The 20806-nt window shown below is 57.4% G+C and carries 22 protein-coding genes and 3 pseudogenes; 9 read left to right on the top strand and 16 right to left on the bottom strand.

Annotation, left to right across the window (positions count from 1 at the left end; translation table 11 throughout):
* Window positions 1–3 precede the first annotated feature (3 nt).
* The 8 genes and pseudogenes from I9185_RS09205 to I9185_RS20395 form a co-directional block, all read right to left on the bottom strand.
* On the bottom strand, window positions 4–1173 hold the full coding sequence (locus I9185_RS09205; protein ID WP_171723722.1) for an FIST N-terminal domain-containing protein: 1170 nt from the start codon (window positions 1171–1173) through the stop codon (window positions 4–6).
* Between the two features lie 46 nt (window positions 1174–1219).
* Window positions 1220–1903, bottom strand: a complete 684-nt coding sequence (locus tag I9185_RS09200; protein WP_171635969.1) for a response regulator transcription factor — start codon at window positions 1901–1903, stop codon at window positions 1220–1222.
* Window positions 1904–2045: 142 nt separating this feature from the next.
* Window positions 2046–3812, bottom strand: a pseudogene (locus I9185_RS09195) (PQQ-dependent methanol/ethanol family dehydrogenase).
* Between the two features lie 178 nt (window positions 3813–3990).
* Window positions 3991–4092, bottom strand: a pseudogene (locus I9185_RS09190) (IS5/IS1182 family transposase); the annotation flags it as partial.
* Window positions 4093–4235: 143 nt separating this feature from the next.
* Window positions 4236–4820 (bottom strand): annotated as a pseudogene (locus tag I9185_RS09185) (PQQ-dependent catabolism-associated beta-propeller protein); the annotation flags it as partial.
* Window positions 4821–4822: 2 nt separating this feature from the next.
* Window positions 4823–5137, bottom strand: coding sequence for a hypothetical protein (locus I9185_RS20405; protein WP_245223505.1), 315 nt, complete (start codon window positions 5135–5137; stop codon window positions 4823–4825).
* A gap of 12 nt (window positions 5138–5149) precedes the next feature.
* Complete coding sequence (locus I9185_RS20400; protein ID WP_245223504.1) at window positions 5150–5560, bottom strand: hypothetical protein; 411 nt, start codon at window positions 5558–5560, stop codon at window positions 5150–5152.
* A 22-nt stretch (window positions 5561–5582) separates the two neighbouring features.
* Window positions 5583–5879, bottom strand: a complete 297-nt coding sequence (locus tag I9185_RS20395; RefSeq protein ID WP_245223503.1) for a hypothetical protein — start codon at window positions 5877–5879, stop codon at window positions 5583–5585.
* Window positions 5880–6194: 315 nt separating this feature from the next.
* On the opposite strand from I9185_RS20395, the gene I9185_RS09175 reads away from it, so the two are divergent.
* The 6 genes from I9185_RS09175 to I9185_RS09150 all read left to right on the top strand — a co-directional run bounded on the left by I9185_RS09175 (window position 6195) and on the right by I9185_RS09150 (window position 11422).
* Window positions 6195–6374: a hypothetical protein gene (locus I9185_RS09175; RefSeq protein WP_209833996.1), complete on the top strand. Its 180-nt coding sequence runs from the start codon at window positions 6195–6197 to the stop codon at window positions 6372–6374.
* Between the two features lie 89 nt (window positions 6375–6463).
* Window positions 6464–6985, top strand: a complete 522-nt coding sequence (locus I9185_RS09170; protein ID WP_210092872.1) for a transporter substrate-binding domain-containing protein — start codon at window positions 6464–6466, stop codon at window positions 6983–6985.
* Window positions 6986–7057: 72 nt separating this feature from the next.
* Window positions 7058–7582 (top strand): carbon monoxide dehydrogenase subunit G, encoded by a 525-nt coding sequence (locus I9185_RS09165; protein WP_209834000.1) that lies wholly within the window; start codon window positions 7058–7060, stop codon window positions 7580–7582.
* A gap of 28 nt (window positions 7583–7610) precedes the next feature.
* Window positions 7611–8093 (top strand): (2Fe-2S)-binding protein, encoded by a 483-nt coding sequence (locus I9185_RS09160; RefSeq protein WP_152460328.1) that lies wholly within the window; start codon window positions 7611–7613, stop codon window positions 8091–8093.
* 80 nt (window positions 8094–8173) lie between these two features.
* Window positions 8174–10534 (top strand): xanthine dehydrogenase family protein molybdopterin-binding subunit, encoded by a 2361-nt coding sequence (locus I9185_RS09155; protein WP_210092871.1) that lies wholly within the window; start codon window positions 8174–8176, stop codon window positions 10532–10534.
* A gap of 96 nt (window positions 10535–10630) precedes the next feature.
* The gene (locus I9185_RS09150; protein WP_210092870.1) at window positions 10631–11422 is read left to right on the top strand and encodes a xanthine dehydrogenase family protein subunit M; all 792 of its coding nucleotides are present in this window, start codon (window positions 10631–10633) and stop codon (window positions 11420–11422) included.
* Window positions 11423–11470: 48 nt separating this feature from the next.
* Here the strand turns inward: I9185_RS09150 and I9185_RS09145 are convergent, their stop codons facing one another.
* From I9185_RS09145 to I9185_RS09130, 8 genes are all read right to left on the bottom strand, one after another.
* A complete protein-coding gene (locus I9185_RS09145) occupies window positions 11471–12358 on the bottom strand; it encodes an FAD:protein FMN transferase (protein WP_210092869.1) in 888 nt (295 codons plus the stop codon).
* Window positions 12355–12810 (bottom strand): hypothetical protein, encoded by a 456-nt coding sequence (locus tag I9185_RS20590; RefSeq protein ID WP_348539729.1) that lies wholly within the window; start codon window positions 12808–12810, stop codon window positions 12355–12357. The genes I9185_RS09145 and I9185_RS20590 overlap by 4 nt, the downstream gene beginning before the upstream one ends.
* Before the next feature lie 13 nt (window positions 12811–12823).
* Window positions 12824–13156, bottom strand: a complete 333-nt coding sequence (locus tag I9185_RS20585; RefSeq protein ID WP_348539728.1) for a 4Fe-4S binding protein — start codon at window positions 13154–13156, stop codon at window positions 12824–12826.
* Window positions 13157–13165: 9 nt separating this feature from the next.
* Window positions 13166–13372, bottom strand: a complete 207-nt coding sequence (locus tag I9185_RS20580; RefSeq protein WP_348539727.1) for a hypothetical protein — start codon at window positions 13370–13372, stop codon at window positions 13166–13168.
* Between the two features lie 9 nt (window positions 13373–13381).
* The gene (locus I9185_RS20575) at window positions 13382–13930 is read right to left on the bottom strand and encodes a hypothetical protein (RefSeq protein ID WP_348539725.1); all 549 of its coding nucleotides are present in this window, start codon (window positions 13928–13930) and stop codon (window positions 13382–13384) included.
* Between the two features lie 245 nt (window positions 13931–14175).
* The gene (locus tag I9185_RS20570) at window positions 14176–14415 is read right to left on the bottom strand and encodes a hypothetical protein (protein ID WP_348539724.1); all 240 of its coding nucleotides are present in this window, start codon (window positions 14413–14415) and stop codon (window positions 14176–14178) included.
* A gap of 353 nt (window positions 14416–14768) precedes the next feature.
* Entirely contained in the window at window positions 14769–16595 is a 1827-nt protein-coding gene (locus I9185_RS09135; protein ID WP_171723715.1) for a BCCT family transporter, read from the bottom strand.
* Window positions 16596–17020: 425 nt separating this feature from the next.
* Window positions 17021–17965 carry a PDR/VanB family oxidoreductase gene (locus I9185_RS09130; protein ID WP_210092868.1) on the bottom strand — a complete coding sequence of 315 codons (945 nt, stop codon included), beginning with the start codon at window positions 17963–17965 and terminating at the stop codon, window positions 17021–17023.
* Between the two features lie 140 nt (window positions 17966–18105).
* Between I9185_RS09130 and I9185_RS09125 the strand changes: the two genes are divergently transcribed.
* From I9185_RS09125 to I9185_RS09115, 3 genes are all read left to right on the top strand, one after another.
* On the top strand, window positions 18106–19011 hold the full coding sequence (locus I9185_RS09125) for a LysR substrate-binding domain-containing protein (protein ID WP_209834007.1): 906 nt from the start codon (window positions 18106–18108) through the stop codon (window positions 19009–19011).
* A gap of 103 nt (window positions 19012–19114) precedes the next feature.
* Window positions 19115–20272 carry an aromatic ring-hydroxylating dioxygenase subunit alpha gene (locus I9185_RS09120; protein ID WP_210092867.1) on the top strand — a complete coding sequence of 386 codons (1158 nt, stop codon included), beginning with the start codon at window positions 19115–19117 and terminating at the stop codon, window positions 20270–20272.
* 256 nt (window positions 20273–20528) lie between these two features.
* Window positions 20529–20768, top strand: a complete 240-nt coding sequence (locus I9185_RS09115) for a hypothetical protein (RefSeq protein WP_210092866.1) — start codon at window positions 20529–20531, stop codon at window positions 20766–20768.
* The last annotated feature ends 38 nt before the right edge of the window (window positions 20769–20806 follow it).

The following is a 20806-nucleotide window of genomic DNA, read 5'->3' as shown; positions in this document are numbered from 1 at the left end:
ACCTTACTCTTTCTCGGGCGGGTATATCGCCACGCCGGTCAGGGTCTGGTTCACATGGATCGAATTGAATTGCTCTCCATAGGTCGAGAAACCGACCACGTGATGGCGAGACAGGATGTCCGAGATCGCGTGCGTCTTCTGCTTTTGCTGGGCCTCCAGCCGGCGAAGGATGCAGTCACAACCCAAAATGGTGTCGGGTTGCTGCTTCTCGGTCAACAGGCTGATTTCTTCCTGTAGATGTTCAACCATGTCCCGAGGTTCTGCCAGCGTCAGGACCAAGCCTTCGTCAATCGCCGAAAAAAAGACGAGATCGCCATTTCCCGCTACCTGCTGGATCGCGCGGACATGGTGTTGCCCGCCTATTTGCACAACGACTGGATGGGCCGCGAATGTGAATGTGGTGAGCTGTTCCGGGTCTTTGCCGAGAATACGGGCGTATTCGCGGGCAGCGGGTTCGGCATTGATTTCCTGAACGATGCGTTTTGCCGGGTCTGCCTTGGTCACGACCATGCGATAGGCGGTGGGCAGAAGGTGATCGGTCTTGAACACCTTGATCGGACACCGCGTGCGAACCTGCGTGAGTACGGCTGCGTTGCTTCTTGCCTGCCCCTGATACAGAACATAAGTGCGCCCGAATTTGGTTCCATCCCCGGCCGAACCGCCGAACAATGGCACCGGCCCCAGCCCCACAGCCAATTCCGACGTCAGCTCATCTTCTTTTGTCGACAACCCGTCAATCATCAGGAACGTGAATTCATGGCTCCAGTCGGGTGCGTTCGCCATCATCGTATTTCTGTTGTGGATCATCTCTTTGATGATGCTGTCGGACTCGAATTCGTTCAGATCCGGAACAAGAACCGTGCGTATGTCGAAATGGGATTGCGGCAGGCCGATCGCGACGATCTGATCTTCGCAATACCCACTATCCGCCAGCTCTCCGGCGGTGGTGCAACCAACAATCGGGGTCGGCGCAAAGGCGCGCTCGGCATCCGCGATCACCACGGATGCATCGGCGTTCGGGCTGACAAAAAGAATGACAAGCGCAAGTGGGTCATCACCCAACTGGCGTCTGAGGGTCTCGATCGACTGCCCGGTGTCGTGGCGTGCAAAAGCCGTTTTGACGATGCCTGGCGTACGGGCCCGGGCTGTTGCCCACCCGACTGCTTGGTCCATCGTGCCTCCTCCCTAAAAGCGCGACGATGACGTGAGAGTATGACGCTTAGCCTTGGTCTTGCAAGACACTGGCAAAGGACGCTTTCTTGACGATCAGAACCGCCTGCGTACGACTTTGAACACCCAGTTTTCGCATTATTGCTGTCACGTGCGCTTTGACCGTCGTTTCCGCAATCGACAAGTCATAGGCGATTTGCTTGTTCAGTTTGCCTTCGCAGATCAGTTGCAGGATGCGCGCCTGTTGATTTGTCAGTGTCGCCAGTCGTTTGACCGCTTCGTCGTGTTCGTCCTCTTCCTCTGTGTCAATCAAAACACAGCCCTCAGGCACGAAAACGTCACCGGCGTGCACTGTCTCGAATGCAGTGCGGAACACGTCGCGCTGACTGTGCTTGGGGACATAGCCAGATGCGCCGGCCTGTATCACCTGGCTGACAACGCGGTTGTCCGTCAGCGACGACACCACGATCACCGGTGCGTTTGCGGCAGCCTTCAAGCGGATCAAACCTTCCAGTCCGTCCACATCCGGCAAATTGAGGTCCAGCATGACCGCATCGGGTTTCAGCCCACTTGCCAGCAGATCCAAGGCGTCCTCCAGCCGGTCTGCCGTATGGATTTTCCGGATCTGAGCCACACTTTGCAAGGTCATCGACAAGGCGTCGCAAAACAATGGATGGTCATCAACGATCAGCACGTTTTCGAAATTATTGCGCGCGGCGGATTCAGCAAGCATCTGGTATAGCCTTTTGCATTCAAATGGTCTCCAGCCTAACCAATCCTAGCGATGAATGAAAACCACGCATACTGGCGGAAGGTCGTATAGTAACGCGCACCCCGGATCAGAGGTACGCATCAGGGTTTTGCTGGATCCCGTGTCAGTTCGCCGATGCCAGTTCCTTTGGCGGGCGGAAGGTCCACAAGGTACCACCCTGGTTCAGATAGTTGACCTTCTTGGCCACCTCACCCCCCCAGAGCGGTGCAGTGCCGCCCCAGCTGGAAATGATCGCGACATATTGTTCACCATCCTGTTCCCAGGTCACAGGCTGCCCGACGATGCCCGAGCCGGTCTGGAACGACCACAGCTTCTCGCTGGTCTCGTCGTCCAGCGCGATAAACTCACCTTCAGGCGCGCCAAAGAACACCAGGCCACCGGCTGTTGCCATCACGCCTGACCACAGCAGCGCGTTGTTCTTGTATCCCCATTCCCATTCGCCGGCATCCGGATCGATGGCCTTGAGAGACCCAATGTGATCTTCGTAGTTGGGTTTGATCGTAAAGCCTGCGCCCAGATAGGCGGCACCCTTCTTGTACGAGATCGGCTGGTTCCAGATATCCATGCCCCATTCGTTCGACCGTACATAAAAATTGCCGGTACGTTGCGAAAAGGACATCGGCATCCAGTTCTTGCCGCCAAGGAAAGAAGGCGATGCAAAGATCACTTCACCCTTCTTGTCATCAGCCGCTGACGACGGATCCCCGGGGCGGTTTTCTTCGACAAAGACCGGTCGGCCGGTCTCATCCACGCCGGACGCCCATGTTATGTCTTTGACAAACGGATTAGCCGATACAAAGGCACCGTCTTCGCGGTTCAGAAAATAGAAATACCCGTTGCGATCGGCGGTTGCGTAACGCTTGTTTCCTTCACGGTCGGTATAGGCAACAACCTCGTTTACACCGTCATAGTCCCAACCTTCGCGCGGCGTGGTCTGGAAATGCCACTTGATTTCGCCGGTTTTCGGATCGATTCCGATGCGGCTGGCCGCGTAAAGGTTGTCTCCGGCGTTACCTTCCGTCGGCGTGCCCGCATTGTGCAGCCACGAGTTCCACGGCGCCGGGTTTCCGACCCCGAAAACAAGCGTATCCGTGTCCGCGTCATAGGAACCACCCAGCCAGGTTGCGCCACCGCCGGTCTTCCACATGTCGCCGGGTCACGTCGCATTCAACTCGCCCGTCATGGTGCTTTCTTCACCGTTCAGCGTCTCCATATGGCCTTCTATGACCGGGCGTTCCCATACCAGATCACCGGTGTTCACGTCCCGTGCCTGCACAGCGCCAACGATGCCAAACTCACCACCGGAATTTCCGGTGATCACCAGCCCGTCAACGATCAGCGGAGCTGCGTTGTAAGAATACCCCGCCTTGTAGTCCGCGATTTTATCACGCCGCACGACGTCGCCGGTGTCTTTGTTCAGGGCCACAATCCGGGCATCAAGGGTGCCGAAAATCACCTTGTCGCCGTAGATGGCGGCACGCCGGTTCACCACGTCACAGCAAGGCAGAATGCCTTCGGGCAGGCACGCCTCGTATCGCCAGACCTCTTTGCCGGTTTCCAGATCAATTGCATAAAGGCGCGAATACGATCCGGTGATATACATCATGCCGCCATAGATCAGCGGCTGGGTTTCCTGCCCGCGCTGTTTTTCGCCACCAAGGCTGAACGCCCAGGCCGGCAACAGGTTCTTGACGTTGTCTTTGTTTAGCATGTCCAACGGGCTGTAGCGCTGCAAGTGGCGTCCCATCCCGTTTGTCACGACCTGGGTCGCAATTGACTGGTCGTTGGCCAGATCGTCCTCGGTAACTTCTGCATGGGCCGTGCCCACTGCAATCACGCTTGCAACTGCCGCCATTGTGAACCGGTTCATCAGTGTCCTCCCTAGACTTGTGTCTTCCCTCCGCACCGAATCGCCGACAGGTCAGAGCTGTTGGCACGGCAACTATTCGCAGGCGGGTCTGTCGGCGAAATTGCACAATGGTCGTGGGGGCAATTCGCGCATTTCATCCGGGCTCCACACTCATGGTTTCGGCGGCACCAGCGGTGACTTATCGGGCCACTTTCGGGCATCTGTCGCAACGGTTTGCGACGCGGCGCCGATCCTTCTCCCGGACGAACATGATCTTGATACGGTTGCGCCATTTGGCCCTGCACGCGTCGTTCGGAACGGGTCTGTCCCGCGACGTCCCGCCCAGAATGCAGGGATATGTTTCCTTGACCTTTCAGGCCGCCCAAAAATCTACCGACCACCATTGCCGCTGAAATTCAGGAGCTTGATTCAGTTTCCGGCGTCGATTTCAGAGCTGACCCAAGGTTCGGTTCCGCCCTTGACGAATTCCGCGTGGCGCGGGCGCGAGTCCACCAGGGCGTTGGCGAACAACTCCTGTGTTTCGGCATCGATCCAATGAGCCATGTTGATGGTCTCGGACGTGGTGACAGCGATCGTGCCGTCAGGTGAGACCGCCATCCCTTCCGGCTCGATACCCACGTCTATCTGGGCAATTACGGTCCGCGATACCGTGTCGACGACAGTTGTTATTGCGTCATCTTCGTTGGCGATGTACAGATGCCGATCATTCGGGTGCAAAACGAACTGTTTGGGGTCTTCGCCCGACGGCAGATCATAAAAGACTTCTCCGGTTTCAGGATCCATGACCTGCACCGAGTCATTATCTGACGCGCAGATGTAGAGAACCGAGTAGTCCTTGGAAAATGTGATCCCGCGTGGTCGTTCTCCGGTTTTAAGGGTGCGGATCACTTCAAACGTTTCGATATTGATCACGCTGAGCGTGTCGTCTTTTTCATTGCTGATCCAAATCTCGTCCGAAACCGCCGGAGTGCAAAATGCAGCAGCGGCCAAAAAGACGGAAAACTTTATCTTTAGTCCTCGCTAAAGGCCGTGCACAGGCATTCGGCCTGGTCAATTCCCAGAGTGTCCAGTTCAGTCCTGTGGTGCAGGAAACCCGCGAGCGGTGCGAGGGCCACGACCGCTCGATCCGTCATCAGCGGGAAGGGATGGCGCAACTGACCGTTCCAGGCGCGGAAACTCATCGCCCGGCCCTTGAAGCCTGCCAGTTCAAATTTTTCCAACAGAATGTAGTCCCGCAGAACCGCGGGATCGCCAGATTGCGTTCGGGCCACGGCCTCGCCCAAGGACCGAAACGCAACCCATGCCGCATAGTCGATTGGCCTCATCGACCGGCCTGCTTAACCGGCGAACCGGCTCTGCAACTGAACCGCGCGCCATTGCTCGACCACAGGCGACCACGTGACCGGTCGCAACCCTTCCGAACCTGCGACCGGCCTGGGTTCCCATGTGTTGAACGGTATATATCTTGCGAAGTCGCACAGCTCATCCGCGACCAACGTGACATCGTAGTCCACGAAATCCTGCGTGAAAACAGGAACTTCCTGCGCCGCATTGTGCCTCATGTCAGCATCGAAACGCCAGGTCTTTTCCGCCCGAATTTCCAGTCCGAATTTGGTCAGGGACAGTTTCATTGCGTCAGCAAAGGCCATGTCCGACTGGTGTTCTCCGGCGACCAGAACCAGATCGTCCCAGCGCCTTTTGACCAGAAATTGTGCCAGAGCGTCCGTGCGCATCGCATCGGACGGCATGGTGTGCAGCAGGTTGGCACGGCTAGGCGGTATGTCTTAAGTCGCGGTCGCGGGCAGACGCGTTGAGCAAGATGGCGTCGGCGGCCTCGGGAAGATCAGCGACCGCCAGTTGCGCCTGCGCCGGAGCGTCCAATATCAGGAAGCTTGTCTGGGACAAGGCCCGGCGCGCCGTATCAAGCCAATTCCCGTCTTCCGGGACGGTCAAAACTGTCAGTTCATACGTGTGGCCCAGAAACTTGGCCGTTGTCAGGTTGTCTGACAAAGCCAGTTCTGCACCTGCCGTGCCCAGATCGTCGGGCAATGGGTCAAGGTTCGACAAAACCGGTGGTCGTCTGACCTGTTGATGAAGATAGACAGCAGATACAGAGACCTCAGCTGCAGCAACCATTGGCAACAGAACAAGAGTTGCAAAGACGCAAAAAAATGGCCGTGTTTGCTCCTCCTCCGATGCTGCTCTACTAAAATGAGTCCTTGGGCGGCATGCCATTCGACCTTAGTCGCACGCAGCGGCTCATCTGCAAACAAGGTCGAATTTCACGATGGTTTTCCCTGAGCTAAGACCAGAGCCAGCATCAGAAGGAGGAGACGATGGGTCTTGTGTTTTTCAACACAGCGCTGGCTGGCCTGACCGCAGGTGGCATGGCGTTTTCGCACGGAGACGTCGCCCCGCGACCTGCTGGCCGCGATGGCCGACGGCGGGGAAGGTGATGCCGCAGCGCTTCAGTCGTCGGATCTCAGCCAGATTGCCGGCACTGTGGAAACAGGATCGGGCGCCCTGCGGCTGACAGCGTGGCCTTTCGCGCCGCTGTTCTGATCTCGGGCGACAGCCCTGATTTCTCATAGGCGGCGGAGCAACTGACAATTGGATTGTCTGCCGCGCAATAGGACGGCAGACTGAGACACATGATCGGACGCACATTTTTTCTCTCCCTGTTGGCTGCCACTCTTTCAAACGGAATGGCGATGGCCCGATGCGAGGATCATGTGCCTCAACCCAAACCACAAAACGCCAGCCGGGATATCGTTGGCGCTGATCTCGATACCATCGTCGCGCGCGGCTATATCAAATTTGCGGCTCATGACGAGTTTGCCCCGTGGTCCTATGAGAGAGACGGCAAGATACAGGGCGTGGATATCGACACCAGAACATTGATCGCCGAAGAGCTGGGTGTTGACGCGCGTTTCAATCTGGTGGCTGCCGGCGAAAACCTTGAGGCCAGGCTGACGCCAGAGCTTGACATCCATACCCCACCCCTGCCCGGTTTTGCCGTCAGTCCATGGACCACTGGCGTGGCCGTTCATTTCGCCTATCGCGGCCTCGGCTATGCTGTGGACGATGCCATTTACGCGGCGTTGCAGGATGGGCGCATCGCCGAAATCTTCAAACGTCACGGCCTTACACATTCGCCGCCCATGCTGCGGTGACTACACCCAAGGTCTTATAGGCAAGGCTGCGAACACCGCGTAGCGTAACAAAAATATACTTGGAGAAGTGAAATGGAACTCAATGACAGCCGCGTCATCGCCGCGCCGCGTTCCAAAGTCTGGGCCGCGCTTTTGTCGGCAGATGTTCTGAAGGAATGCGTGCCGGGATGTCAGGAGATGACAGGCTCGGTCGAAGACGGGTTCGAGGCCACCGTCGTGCAGAAAGTAGGCCCGGTCAAAGCGACGTTCAAAGGCTCTGTGACCCTTTCTGATCTCGTGGAGCTTGAAAGCGTGAAGTTATCGGGTGAAGGTAAGGGAGGAGCCGCCGGATTTGCCAAAGGCGCGGCCGACGTCACCTTGTCGGATGCCCCCGAAGGCACACTACTGACCTACGCGGTCGATGCACGCGTCGGTGGCAAACTGGCTCAGTTGGGGGGGCGCGTGATTGATGGGGTTGCCAGAAAAATGGCCGACCAGTTCTTTGAGAACTTCCAGAACGCGGTCGAACCTCAGGATGTGCCCGAGCCCGAAACCTCGGAAGAAGGCGAGACCGGGGAAGAAAAGAAAGGTTGGATCAAGCGCGTGTTAGGCGGTTGATCCTTTGGAATTCAGGGAGGAGAAAGTCATGAAAATTTCCATGACCGTGAACGGCAAAGCCGTAAGCGGAGACGTCGAGGGCCGGACATTGTTGTCCGGTTTTCTGCGCGATCATCTGTCTTTGACGGGCACGCATGTGGGGTGCGACACCGCGCAATGTGGAGCTTGCGTGGTGCATGTGAATGGCGAAGCGGTGAAATCGTGCAACATGCTGGCCGCCGAAGCAGATGGGGCCGATGTCGGCACGATCGAAGGCCAGGCAACAGCGGATGGCTCACTGAACGTGATACAGCAGGCGTTTCAGGATCACCACGGTCTGCAATGCGGATTCTGCACTCCGGGCATGGTGATGAGCGCCGCCGCGCTGCTGAAAGAGAACCCGCGCCCAACCGAGGCCGAAATCCGGAAGTATCTGGAGGGCAACCTGTGCCGCTGTACTGGGTATCACAACATCGTCAAAGCGATCATGGCCGCATCCGGCCAGGATGTGGGCAGCATCGCTGCGGAATGATGCCGCTGCGGGCGTCGGAAACACGCCCGTGGGATGAGTGAGGGATGCAGCAGCATCCGTTTATGGGAGGAGAATAAGCAATGCCCAAAGACAGTGGCATCGGAGCCAGTTCCAAGCGGCGCGAGGACGTACGCTTTCTGACCGGAGCAGGCAATTATACCGACGACATCAACGTACATGGCCAGGCCTATGTGCATTTTCTGCGGTCCGACATCGCGCATGGCCGGATCAAGTCCGTGGACACTTCGGCGGCCGAAGGCATGCCGGGAGTGGTCAAGGTGTTTACCGGCAAGGATTTCGAAGGCGTGGGCGGCATGCCCTGCGGCTGGGAAGTCACCGACAAGCACGGCGCGCCGATGCAAGAGCCGCCGCACCCCATTCTGGCGCAAGGCAAAGTGCGCCATGTTGGCGATCCGATTGCTGCCGTTGTGGCCGACAGCCTTGAACAGGCGCGCGACGCGGCTGAGGCAATCGATGTGGATATCGAAGAACTGCCCGCGGTGATCGACATGAAGGCAGCCGCGCAGGATGGCGCGACGCTGGTCCATGACGATCTGAAGAACAACATCTGCTATGACTGGCAGTTGGGTGAGGCGGACGATGCCAAGGTGAACGAAGTGTTTGCCAACGCCGCGCATGTCACCACGCTGGAACTGGTGAACAACCGGCTGGTCGCCAACCCGATGGAACCGCGCGTGGCCGTGGCGGAATACAGCCGGGGCACGGATGAGTATACGCTCTATACCACGTCGCAGAACCCGCATGTGATCCGGCTGCTGATGTGCGCCTTTGTGCTCGGCCTGCCCGAACACAAGGTCCGCGTCGTGGCGCCGGATGTGGGTGGCGGTTTCGGCACCAAGATCTTCCACTACGCCGAGGAAGCGTTTTGTACTTTCGCCGCCAAGGCCTGCAACCGTCCGGTCAAGTGGACGGCCAGCCGGTCCGAGGCGTTCATGTCGGATGCACAGGGCCGCGACCATGTCAGCAAGATCGAGCTGGCGCTGGATGCCGACAACAATTTCGTCGGGCTGCGCACCAACACATACGCCAATCTGGGCGCCTATCTGTCCACCTTCTCCAGCTCGGTCCCGACCTGGCTGCACGGTACGCTGATGGCAGGCAACTACAAGACGCCGGTCATTCAGGTGAACGTGAAGGCGATGTTCACCAACACGGTGCCGGTGGACGCCTATCGCGGCGCGGGCCGCCCCGAGGCGACATACCAGTTGGAACGTGTGATCGACAAAGCCGCGCGCGAACTGGGTGTCGATCCGATCGCCCTGCGGCGACAGAACTTTGTCACCCAGTTCCCCTATGACACGCCGGTGGCGCTGACCTATGACACCGGGGATTACAACGGGACGATGGACAAGCTTGAGGCTGCGGCTGATCTGGCGGGCTTTGCAGCACGACGCGCGCAGAGTGAGGCCAAAGGCAAGCTGCGCGGTCTCGGCGTCAATTGCTATATCGAGGCTTGTGGTATCGCGCCTTCGAATATCGTCGGCATGTTGGGAGCCCGTGCGGGACTTTACGACGCGGCGACAGTTCGGGTGAACGCCACCGGTTCGATAAGTGTGATGGTTGGCGCACACAGCCACGGGCAAGGCCATGAAACAGCATTCCCGCAGGTCGTGGCCGACATGATCGGCATCGACGAGTCAATGGTCGAGATCGTGCACGGGGACACCTCGAAGATCCCGTTTGGCATGGGCACCTATGGCTCACGCTCGCTGGCGGTCTGCGGCTCGGCTATGGTCAAGGCCACCGAGAAGGTGATCGACAAGGCCAAAAAGATTGCAGCCCATTTGCTGGAAGCGTCCGAGGCAGATATCGAACTTAAGGACGGTCAGTTCAGTGTTGCGGGGACCGACAAGTCGGTGGCGTGGGGGGATGTGACCCTTACGGCTTATGTACCGCACAACTATCCGCTGGAAGTTGAACCGGGACTGGAGGAAACCGCGTTTTACGACCCGGCCAACTTTACTTTCCCGGCAGGGGCTTATGCCTGTGAGGTCGAGGTTGATCCAGACACAGGTCAGGTCACGATTGAGAAGTTCACGGCTGCGGATGACTTTGGCAATATCGTCAATCCAATGATCGTTGATGGCCAGGTGCATGGCGGTATTGGTCAGGGCATCGGTCAAGCCCTGCTGGAGAACTGTGCCTATGACGAGAACGGCCAGCTGCTGAGTGCGTCCTTCATGGACTATGCGATGCCGCGTGCGGATGACGTGCCATTCTACGGCGTAGATCATTCCAGCCAGACGCCGTGTACGCACAATCCGCTTGGTGTGAAGGGTTGCGGCGAGGCCGGTGCGATCGGCTCACCGCCTGCGGTGGTCAACGCGGTGCTGGATGCGTTGAACTCAGGTGGAAGGGCTGTTGATCATATCGACATGCCGATGAGCCCGTCACGCGTTTGGACGGCGATGCATGGTTGAGAGGTTAAGGTGCGAGGGGCCAGCCCCTCGCGCTCCCCGGGATTTTTATAGCCAGATGAAGGGCGGATCAGCGCCTTTTCGGAAAGGAAGAACGAAATGTACAATTTCGAGTTTGAGAAGCCCTCGACCATTGCTGACGCGGTTGCAGCATTGGCAGCAGAGGATGCGCAGGCGTTGGGAGGCGGACAGACGCTGATCCCAACATTGAAGCAACGGTTGGCGGCCCCGTCCAAGTTGGTGTCGGTGAGCGGAATTCCCGAGATGCAAGGCGTTTGCATCGAGGATGACGGATCGGTGTCGATCGGTGGCGCGACGCCCCACGCTGTCGTCGCCCGCGAGGCCGTGGGCTCGTATCCAGCGCTTGCAGCGCTGGCCGGTCAGATTGGCGATCCGGCAGTTCGCAACCGCGGGACGATTGGCGGCTCGGTTGCCAACAATGACCCTGCGGCCTGTTATCCGGCAGGGGTATTGGGATCAGGGGCGACTATCGTGACCAATACCCGCCAGATTGCCGCCGATGACTTTTTCCAGGGAATGTTCACGACGGCGCTGGATGAGGGTGAAATCATCACATCGGTCCGTTTCCCGGTGCCGCAAGCGGCGAGCTACCGGAAGTTCCTTCAGCCAGCCTCGCGTTTTGCGCTTGTCGGGGTCTACCTGGCCCGCTTTGCGGACGGGGTGCGCGTCGCGGTAACCGGCGCGAGCGAGGACGGCGTTTTCCGGTGGTCCGAGGCTGAACAGGCGCTGAACAAGGAATTTCGCCCTGATGCCCTTATGGACCTGCGCGTAAACCCGGCGAACATGATTGCGGATCTGCATGGGAGCAAGGAGTATCGAGCGCATCTTGTTTCGGTCATGACCAAACGCGCGGTTGAAGACTGCTTGTAAAGAATTGTTCGGGAAAATCGAAAAAGCCCCGGTGTGATACGGGGCTTTTTAACCTTGAAGCATGACTACTTTCCCATTGGGGCGAACACAGATCGCGATGCCATCACCTGCTGCCTGCGCAAGGGTCGCTGCTATTTCAGCCTCGGAAGCATGACGGAATGCTGTTGAAAGCGCGTCTGCCGTCGTAGCATCCGGTGCCTGGACACTGACCGTTGACCAAAGCGGTGCGTTTCCGCCCATCGGGTCGATGGTGTGAGCGCCGCCCGACCGCAGGCGCATGACGTCAGCGCTGGACGTAGCAATGGCGCGGTCCTTCAAATGCGTGACTTCGACAAGTCGGTGCACTGGATCCGTGACGCCCAGCAGCCGCTGACGACCACTTGCATAATACTCTCCGATATTGACCAGAACCTTTTCCCACCCGGCTTTGCGCAAGGCGCGAACGACCAGATCGGTGGCGAAACCTTGAGCGATGACGTTCAGGATAAGCGCTTGATCAGGGCCCAATTGCACGAGTTTTTTAGTTAGACCTACGCGGTTCCATCCGATCAGCCTTCGCGCGTGTTGAGCCTCATTCTCGGACGCGGCAAGCCAAATTGGCTGAACTGTGGGATCAAAGCGACCATTTGTGAGGTCGTAAGCCGCGCTGCACGCTGTCAAAAGAGACACAAAAGCGGGATCGGGGCTTTTGAGATACCCTTTCCGGTTGAGCTCCGACAGGGCAGAGTTCGGGCGATACAGGCTGAAGAGCGCCTCGCATTCCTCCAGAATGGATCGCAGAGCGGCAATGGCATGTTCTGCCTCCACAGGGTCAGCATCCAGTGTCAGGTTGATTTCGGCCCCCATGGCGTAGCCACGCCGACGGATAGGCTGTGCATGAGACGGAGATGCCAGTGCTGCGGCAGATATGGCCAGAAAGCGGCGACGGTTGATCATTCGGCTACAACCTCTCTCGTGCGGCGGCGAGCCGCGACGATCAGGGGAACGCAGCGGTTGCGGTCGTTATATATGGCGACGCAGTCGAGATACTGAAAACACTCATCAAACTGAATTTGCCCGGCTTGCGTGATCGCGCCAAATTTGCATTTGACCTTGCGTAGCTGACAGGGTGACCCGCATTCGGCGCGGCGTTCGATACAGTCGCGGCCCCGAAGCAACCCACCGATCGCAAGGAACACGCACAAGGGGCAGGCATATCGGCAGAAGCCCTTGAACACCGCCATTCCCAGAACCAGCCAGAAGATGGCGTAGGCGACATAATACCATTCGCGAAAAAAGAAGGTCGTGATCGCTGTTTTGAAGGGCTCAACCTCTGCCGCTTTATCGACCTGATCAGGTGCGGCAAAGACAACGCGAGCACGGCCGTCAGTACCGCGTATTTCAACCATTTCAGACGGTTGCCTATTTTTTTGACGGTTCAATCCGAGGGATACGAAGGGCTTTGTCCAGATGATGTGCGAATTCCTGAAGGGCACCGAAAGGGCAGAGCCATCCGCAGAACAATCCCCTGCCCCAAGCAATCAAACCCGCAAGGGTCACGGCCCAGATCAGCAACGAGAACGGATAATAGAACAGGAAGGCAGAACTGCCGCCGTCCAATGCCGTACGCAATGCCCCCAAGACCGTGACGATCCATAGCTGCCCTTGCCCCCACCAACCCACGAAAACTGTGACAAGGGCAAGAACGCCAAGACGTACGGGAGTGAACAATGGTCGCGCCGCAAGGGCATTCATTCGCAGGGCCTAAACGGCCAACAGTGCTGCCAGAAACACACCCAGGAAAACCAGATCCAACTGGCGATTTCGCAGCGCTTCAAGCCAGGGCTGTGCCGGAACAATCTGTTCTGGTCGATCAAAGAACCTTTCAGGTGAGATATGTGCACCATCCAAAGTGACGGATCCTGTTTCAGGCTGGAACATGCCATGTTCGCGAACTGCAAGAACCTTCAACACCCATTCTCAGGAAGGTTCGAACCCCAGGCGCCGGTCGGTGCGCAGGATCATGGCAACGCCATCTGGCATGTTATCCGCCAACTCGACCAGCAGATCGGCATCACGCAGAGCGACCGGCAATCCGCTCTGCTCGGCCGAAATCCAGTCCGGCGCGGTATTGCGTACAAAGTCTTCGCTGACCGGACCATGGCGCACCGTTTCGATCACAAGGATCGGCTCGTCATTGTCCGAAATTTCCATGAAGCGCTGCACCTCTTCATAACTGTCCGTGGTCAAGGCAGCGCGAGCGATGGCTTTTGGGCCCACATCCACGACCCACAGATCCAGATAAGGGTCGTCGGGACTGTACTGCGGCTCGGGATCGTCATCTTCCCAAAGGGAGCCATTGAACAGAGCGTCAACTTGCGCATTCGTGTAGACCTTGCATGTGGCGATGCCCTGATCGATCAGATCCTGCCAGTTGAGTTCTTCTTGATAATCGGGATCCGGAAATGCAGGCGGCGCGGTTGCCAATCCCTGCATTTTCTCGCGCGCGACTGTCAAAGCAGCGCCCATGACCGATTCATGCACGATCCGCACAACTTGCCGTCGCCTTTGTAACCCCGTCCAGATAGACCAATGACGACCCGCTTGCTGCACCGCCGTACGGGGTTCCAACAACGATGGAATCCGAGATCGAAAGGCCCCTGTATTGCTCGAAGAATTTGTGGAAAGGGGCTCTCCGAGCCCTTAAACAAAGAACGGTTCGTTATGTTCAATCAACTGCACGTCAAGAAAACGCCCTTCAAGATCCAGCACGATCAACATGTTGATTGGTGCGCCTGAAAAACCGGGCAATGGCGCCATGGGTTCGATTCAAAGACATAGCCTGCATCGGCCCCGCCGGAGTTCAGCAGACTGTAGACGCCGTTTTCGTACAACGCCGCCCCCAATGCGAACGGCGCGCGGATGTAGGATTCGATATCATCGCGCGACACAGGTTCGGCCAAAATCACTAGGCCGCCGAAAAGCAGCATCAGAATGCCTGTGAGTACGCGCATGATCGAAAGACTAACTTTCCACCCTTCGCAGGGACATTCGACGAAAGTTCTAAGTCCCTGCCCGCGGCCCTAAGGCAGTCCTGCATCCAAAGTTGCAGCCGCAAGGAAATCGACCGTGACTGGTGATGCGGCCCTCGCCGGTCCGGTGCGCAAACCGTCACCTCAGCAGCCAGAGGTGGCGGAAGTACGGGGTATTCGGCCGGTCGGTAGGGGGCAGACCTGGTTCGCCGTTCATTACGGCATTAGCCCCGGGGTGATATTGGAGTTTTTCACGTCAAGGGCGACGCTTTACCGAAAAAGAACAGGCCGCCCAGTTAGGGCGGCCTGACCAGGTTTTTTCTTGTGCCTACGCCTTACTCGGCTGCCTGCGCGCTGTTGGCAGAGTGCTTGTCACGCTGACTGTCGCGGAACAGCGCCTTGGCCAGCGATACGCACATCAGGCCCATCACCATGGTGAACGGAAGCGCACCGATGATCATGGCATTGCGCAGCGCATCCATAGGGTTGTTTTCACCCGCCGCCAGGATCAGCGCGCCGATCACTGCCGTCAGGATCACACCCCAGATGATGCGGTGCTTGATACCGGTTTCCTGGCTACCACCCGACATGATGGTGTTCATCACCAGAATACCCGAGTCCGCCGAGGTTACCAGGAAGGTCATGATCAGGATCACGCACATAACGTTCAGCATGGACAGCAGCCCACCATCGATCATGAAGGACAATGTCGTGAACAGCTTGTTGGTGTTCGATGCGCCGATGATCGCACCTTCTGCCGCGCCTGCCAGTTCCAGATCGATCGCTGTGCCGCCCAAAACGGTCATCCAGGCAAAGCACACCAGCGCAGGCGCGAACACGCAGCCCAAGATGAACTCGCGGACGGTCCGACCCTTGGAGATGCGCGCCAGGAAAAGCCCCACGAAGGGCGAGAATGCGATCCACCACGCCCAGTAGAAGGTGGTCCAGCCTGCCTGCCAGCCAAACTGACGACCTTGCTCACCCGCAGCGTAGGCCGCGGCCAAGGTTGCTTCGTCCAACTCGGCCGCTGCACCTTCCAGACCGCTTTTGAAGCCGTCGAAGCTACCCCAGGCATTGGTCGCCCCACCCATCAGATCTGCGGCATGTGCTTGCGCCTCGGCCGGCAGAGCCGCTGCGAATGCTTCGGCCGACAGCGGGCCATAGGCATTGAAGCTGAGCGACAGGAAGTGCAGGATGTAGTCGATCATCGCAGTGCCATAAGTGGTCATGGCAAAGACAAACGAACCGAAGACCACGAAAGTGCCCAGCAGGATGATCGACAGCACCAGGTTCAGGTTGGACAGGTACTTGACACCCCGGCCGACACCGGAAACCGCCGAAATGATCGACAGGCCCATGATAACGACCAAGCCTGAAATCAGACCGACCTTGCTGGGGGTCGGCACCTCGCCGCCCAGATCCATGATCCACTGCATGCCGGTGATGGCATAAAGGCCGTCGATGAACTGGCTGACGCCATAGCCGATGGTTACGGACACGCCGAGGATCGTTGCGACAACGCCCAAAACGTCAACCACGTGGCCGAAAAAGCCGTTGACGAAACGGCCAAACAACGGTGTCAGCGCAGAGCGGATCGTCAGAGGCATGTCGCGTGTATAGGCGTAGTAGGCCAGGGACAGGCCGGTTACCACATAGATCGCCCAGGCGTGAAAGCCGTAGTGCAGGAAAGTGAAACGATAAGCCGATTGAACGGATTCAGGGTCATTTCCTGCAACTTCACCCGACAAAACCACAGGGTTAGACCCCCAAAGGCCCAGCGGTTCTGCTGTGGCGAAAACCATGAGCCCCACACCAAGACCGGCACCAAACATCATGGAGAACCATGAGAAGTTCGAAAACTCGGGCTTTTCCCCCGGCGTTCCCATGATCCTACGACCCGTGGACGGAATGATCGCAACAACCGCAAGGAAAAAGAAGAAAAAACCGACAATAACGATGTAGAAGCTGTTGAAGACTTCCAGCAACTGGCTGTTCAGGCTGCCCAATGTGCTGTTTGCATTCGCTGGGAAAACCAGGGCCCACAGCACCAGCCCGACCATGATGGCTTTGCTGATCAGGGCAATTGGGACGCTGTAGTTTTCATAGAATCCGGAATCAGCCGTTTCTATTTCAACGTCCGTGAAAGGTTCGGGTATCGACATATCGCACGTTCCTCCTCGAGTGTGTCGTTCTTTGTTCTTCTGAAAAAATGCTGGAAAACATCGCGTTGCACGACGTGGACAATCATGCACGATGCACGAACCGATGTTGAGTTGTGTTCAGCCCAAACTTGGGCTTGCAGTAACAACGCGTGCTCCCATTACGTCTCTTACTGCAAATTTCCTCCCGATTGCTCGCTGCCTGCTGTCATCACCGATCCCGGTGATAAGTCAGCCTGTGGTTGAATGTCGTCGCAGCATCTTAAGTGGTTATTGGGTTTCCAGTTTCGGAAAACCTATAGCAAGGGTGAGATGTTCTAACCTGAGAATCCGACACTTCGATCACATGAAGCGACCACCGAATTCACTCGATTGCGATGTTAGCGAGAACAATGCGACGACATGATTTGTTGTGACCACTGCGTCCTTCACAGCTTCAGGACCAGTTTATCGGACTTGGCCCGCGAAACGCAGGTGCACAGGAATTCGTGGCTTTCCTGCTCTTGCGGTGTGAGTATTCCGTCGCGGTGATCGACCTGCCCTGACACTACGTCAACAATGCATGACCCGCACAACCCTTCAGAGCAGCCGAAATCGACCTGCACGCCGTTGTTTTGCAATACTCCGAGAATAGTTTCCTCTTTTCCGACCGGGTAGACCGCGCCGGTTGACTGAATTTCGATCTGAAATTCCGCGTTTGGATCGTGGTCGATGTCAGAAGCGGGTGCAAATCGTTCAAAATGGATTGCCCCGCCACGCAAGGATGCACCTGCTTCCAGAACAGCGTTCAGCATCGGTTCAGGTCCGCAGGTATACACATCCGCACCGACGGGCATCGATTGCATGACCGATGCCAGATCAAACCAGCCGTCTGTGTCATCGCAATGCAAATGATACCATTCATCCAGCCCAAGGGCCCTGAACTGCGCGTCCATCGCTGCAAATTCTCTTGACCTTACAAGGTAGTAGACCCGAAAATCCTGCCCGCGGTTCATCAATTCCCGCGCCATTGCAACCAGCGGAGTTGCCCCGATGCCGCCTGCGATCAACGTGACATGCCGATCGTGGTTTTCGAGTTTGAAGTGATTCCGCGGCCCGCCGATTTCGACCATCGCCCCTTCTTGAAGCGAGTGCATGGCCACCGAGCCGCCACGCCCTTCATCTTCGCGTTTGACGGCGACATTGATTACGCAGCCGTCCTGACTCCAGCTCCACAGTGAATACTGCCGCACCAGATCGTCGGCCAGATGGATATCGACATGTGCGCCGGGTTGAAGGCTTGTGAAGCGGCCGTTTTCGATTTCAAAGCAAAAATCGGACGTGTCCGGGCTTAGCCGTGTTTTGCGCACGAGGCGGGCAACTTGTGTATCCATCACACATCCTGTTCGTTCTCGGTCGACTTTGGTCCTGTACCCGATCGCAAACAGCAGGAAAAAACATAGATTTCAATTGCAAAATTTCTCACATTCGGATGAATGTAACTCACCTCTACCTTTTGAGCAACGCAGCAACCATGTCACGACGCCACTATAATCTTCCACCTCTCACGACCTTGTCGGCCTTCGAGGCCGCCGCGCGGCATCTCAGCTTCAAAGAAGCGGCCAGCGAACTGTCGGTTACGCCGGGCGCTGTCAGCCACCAGATAAAGGCGCTGGAAAGTGAACTGGGTTCGGCGCTGTTCGTCAGAAAGCACAGGGGCGTGGAACTGACCGAGGATGGCCAGGACCTGTTCGAGGTGCTCGGTTCGTCGTTCCGGCAGATATCGAAGGTGCTCGAAAAGATTCGCAGCGGCGATTCAGAAAATCCAGTGACGGTCGGGTCCACTACCGCTGTGGCGGCGTTGTGGCTTTCTCCGTCGGTCATCCGGTTCTGGCAGGACTACCCGCACGTGAAAGTGAACCAGATGGCACAGGACAAGCCATTCTCGGACAGGCCGGATATCGACTTTTTCATCCGCTACGGTCGTGACGTGAACTCGCAGCTGAACCATACTAAACTGTACCGCGATACTCTGACGCCGGTCTGTAGCCCCGAGATGGCCCTGGAACTGAAGGGGGCAAGCCTGGAAGACCTGGTCGAACGTCGCCTGATCCACCTTGAAACGCAGGACAACACCTGGACCACCTGGCCATCTTGGTTTCACGACCTCGGATATACCGGAGTTGTACCGGTACAGTCGCGCGTAAACAGCTATGCGCTGGCCTTGCAGTTGGCCCGCAAAGGGGCCGGGCTTGCATTGGGGTGGAAACGCTTGATCCAGCCCATGCTGGCATCAGGAAAACTTGTTGTGCTAGAAGAATTCAGCATCCCTGCCCCGAACAACTTTTACCTCGTCGGTCGCCCGGACGACCAGCTGACAGAAGGTGCCCTGGCGCTGAAAAACTGGTTGCTGGATGAATTGTCCGGCGGTTCGGTTTAGTCTGCCTCAATCGGCCATGAGGTTTTTTGATATTGAATGAAGCCGGCTCGACCGGCCAATGGGGGTAACGTTCAACACATTCCGAATTACTCAGGAGCAACCGATGAACAAGCATTCAGCGCTTTCGTCTGTTCTGACCCCGGTAAACACCGCCAAGGGCCTGCCGAACGAGCATTATATCGATCCCGATATCTTCGCCGAGGAACGGGAGGCGGTCCTGTTCGCGAACTGGTCGGGCATCGGTTTTGGCAAGGACATTCCCGAAGCGGGTGATGCCTTTCCGATCGACTTTCTCGGCGTGCCGCTTCTGATGGTGCGCGACCGTGACGGACAGATCGGCGTTTTCCAGAACACCTGCCGCCATCGCGGAATGATCTTGGTCGACAAGCCGCAGAAAATCCGCGGCGCGATCCGTTGCCCCTATCACAGCTGGTGTTACGGCCTGAATGGCGAGCTGCGCACGGCGCCGCATGTCGGAGGCCCCGGACAGAACACGCATGAAGATCTGGACTTTGCTGAACTGGGCCTGATCCGCATACGTTCCTATGTCTGGCGCGATGTTGTCTTCGTGAATGTGGATGGCAACGCCCCGGAGTTCGAAGAGGTTCATGGCGAGCTGATGGAACGCTGGAAAGATTTTGAACAGCCCATGTATCATGGCGGTGCCGGCGCGTCTGTCCGGCTCGAGCTGAAGTCGAACTGGAAACTGGCGGTCGAGAATTTCTGCGAAAGCTATCACCTGCCCTGGGTTCACCCGGGTCTCAACAGCTATTCGCGCCTGGAAGACCACTACAACATCAATGAACCGGGCAAGTATTCGGGTCAGGGCACCTATGTCTATCGCCAGTTCGAAGGTCAGGATGGCGAAAAACTGGATGACTTCCAGAATCTCAGCGAAAAGTGGAACGAAGGGGCGGAATACATCGTCGTGTACCCGAACACCTTGCTGGGTGTTCAACGCGACCATGGATTTGCCTTCATCATCGATCCGATCACGCATGAACGGTCAAACGAAAGGATCGAGCTGTACTACGCCAAAAAACCGGAAGACGCACCCGAGCACGAAGCGTTGCGCGCAAAGAATGCGCAGCTTTGGAAAACCGTTTTCGAAGAGGATGTGTTCGTGGTCGAGGGCATGCAGAAAGGCCGTCACGGTGTCAAATTCGACGGCGGCCGTTTCTCGCCCGCGATGGATGGCCCAACGCATTGTTTCCACCACTGGGTGGCCACTCAGATCGAACAAGCCCGTGCCGAGGCATAGGCGGCTTTCCGGCCGGATCATGGGCTGAGGGCGCCACGGATGTATCCTGCGCGGTCATTTGCAATCAGGAACATCGCAGATGCAGGCGATGTTCCAAGATTGCGCAAAGACGCGTGCGGATGCGTGTGATGGGTTCATCAAGGGCCGGTCCGCATCGTTGACGGCGCTGGGAAATCAGGATTCAGGCGCAAAAAGGTAGAAAGCGTATGATTGCGTACAGGCCAACACACTTCGCGTTTCCGGTAAGAGGCTGACCTTGGATCTGCAAGAACTCGACAAGCACCTGTTGCAGGCTCACGCGGATAATGATGTGCCTGGGCTGATCCGGCTGTACCACGAGGCAGCCGACCGGGCCGAGCAAAACCAGGATCTCGACGCTGCTTGTTTTTACCTTACACATGCGTTTGTGTTCGCGCTGGAATACGGCGCGCCCGAAGCGGATGAGTTGAACCGAAAACTATACGAGCGCGGCCGCGCCCATCGTTTGGTGTTCTGACGAAATCGGTGTAGTTGGGGTATCGTGCTGGCAAAGAG

It is taken from the genome of Ruegeria sp. HKCCSP346 (assembly GCF_017872595.1).
Classification (GTDB): Bacteria; Pseudomonadota; Alphaproteobacteria; order Rhodobacterales; family Rhodobacteraceae; genus Ruegeria.
The sequence above is the reverse complement of the archived record's forward strand: the minus strand, read 5'-3'. Positions and strand labels throughout refer to the sequence as shown.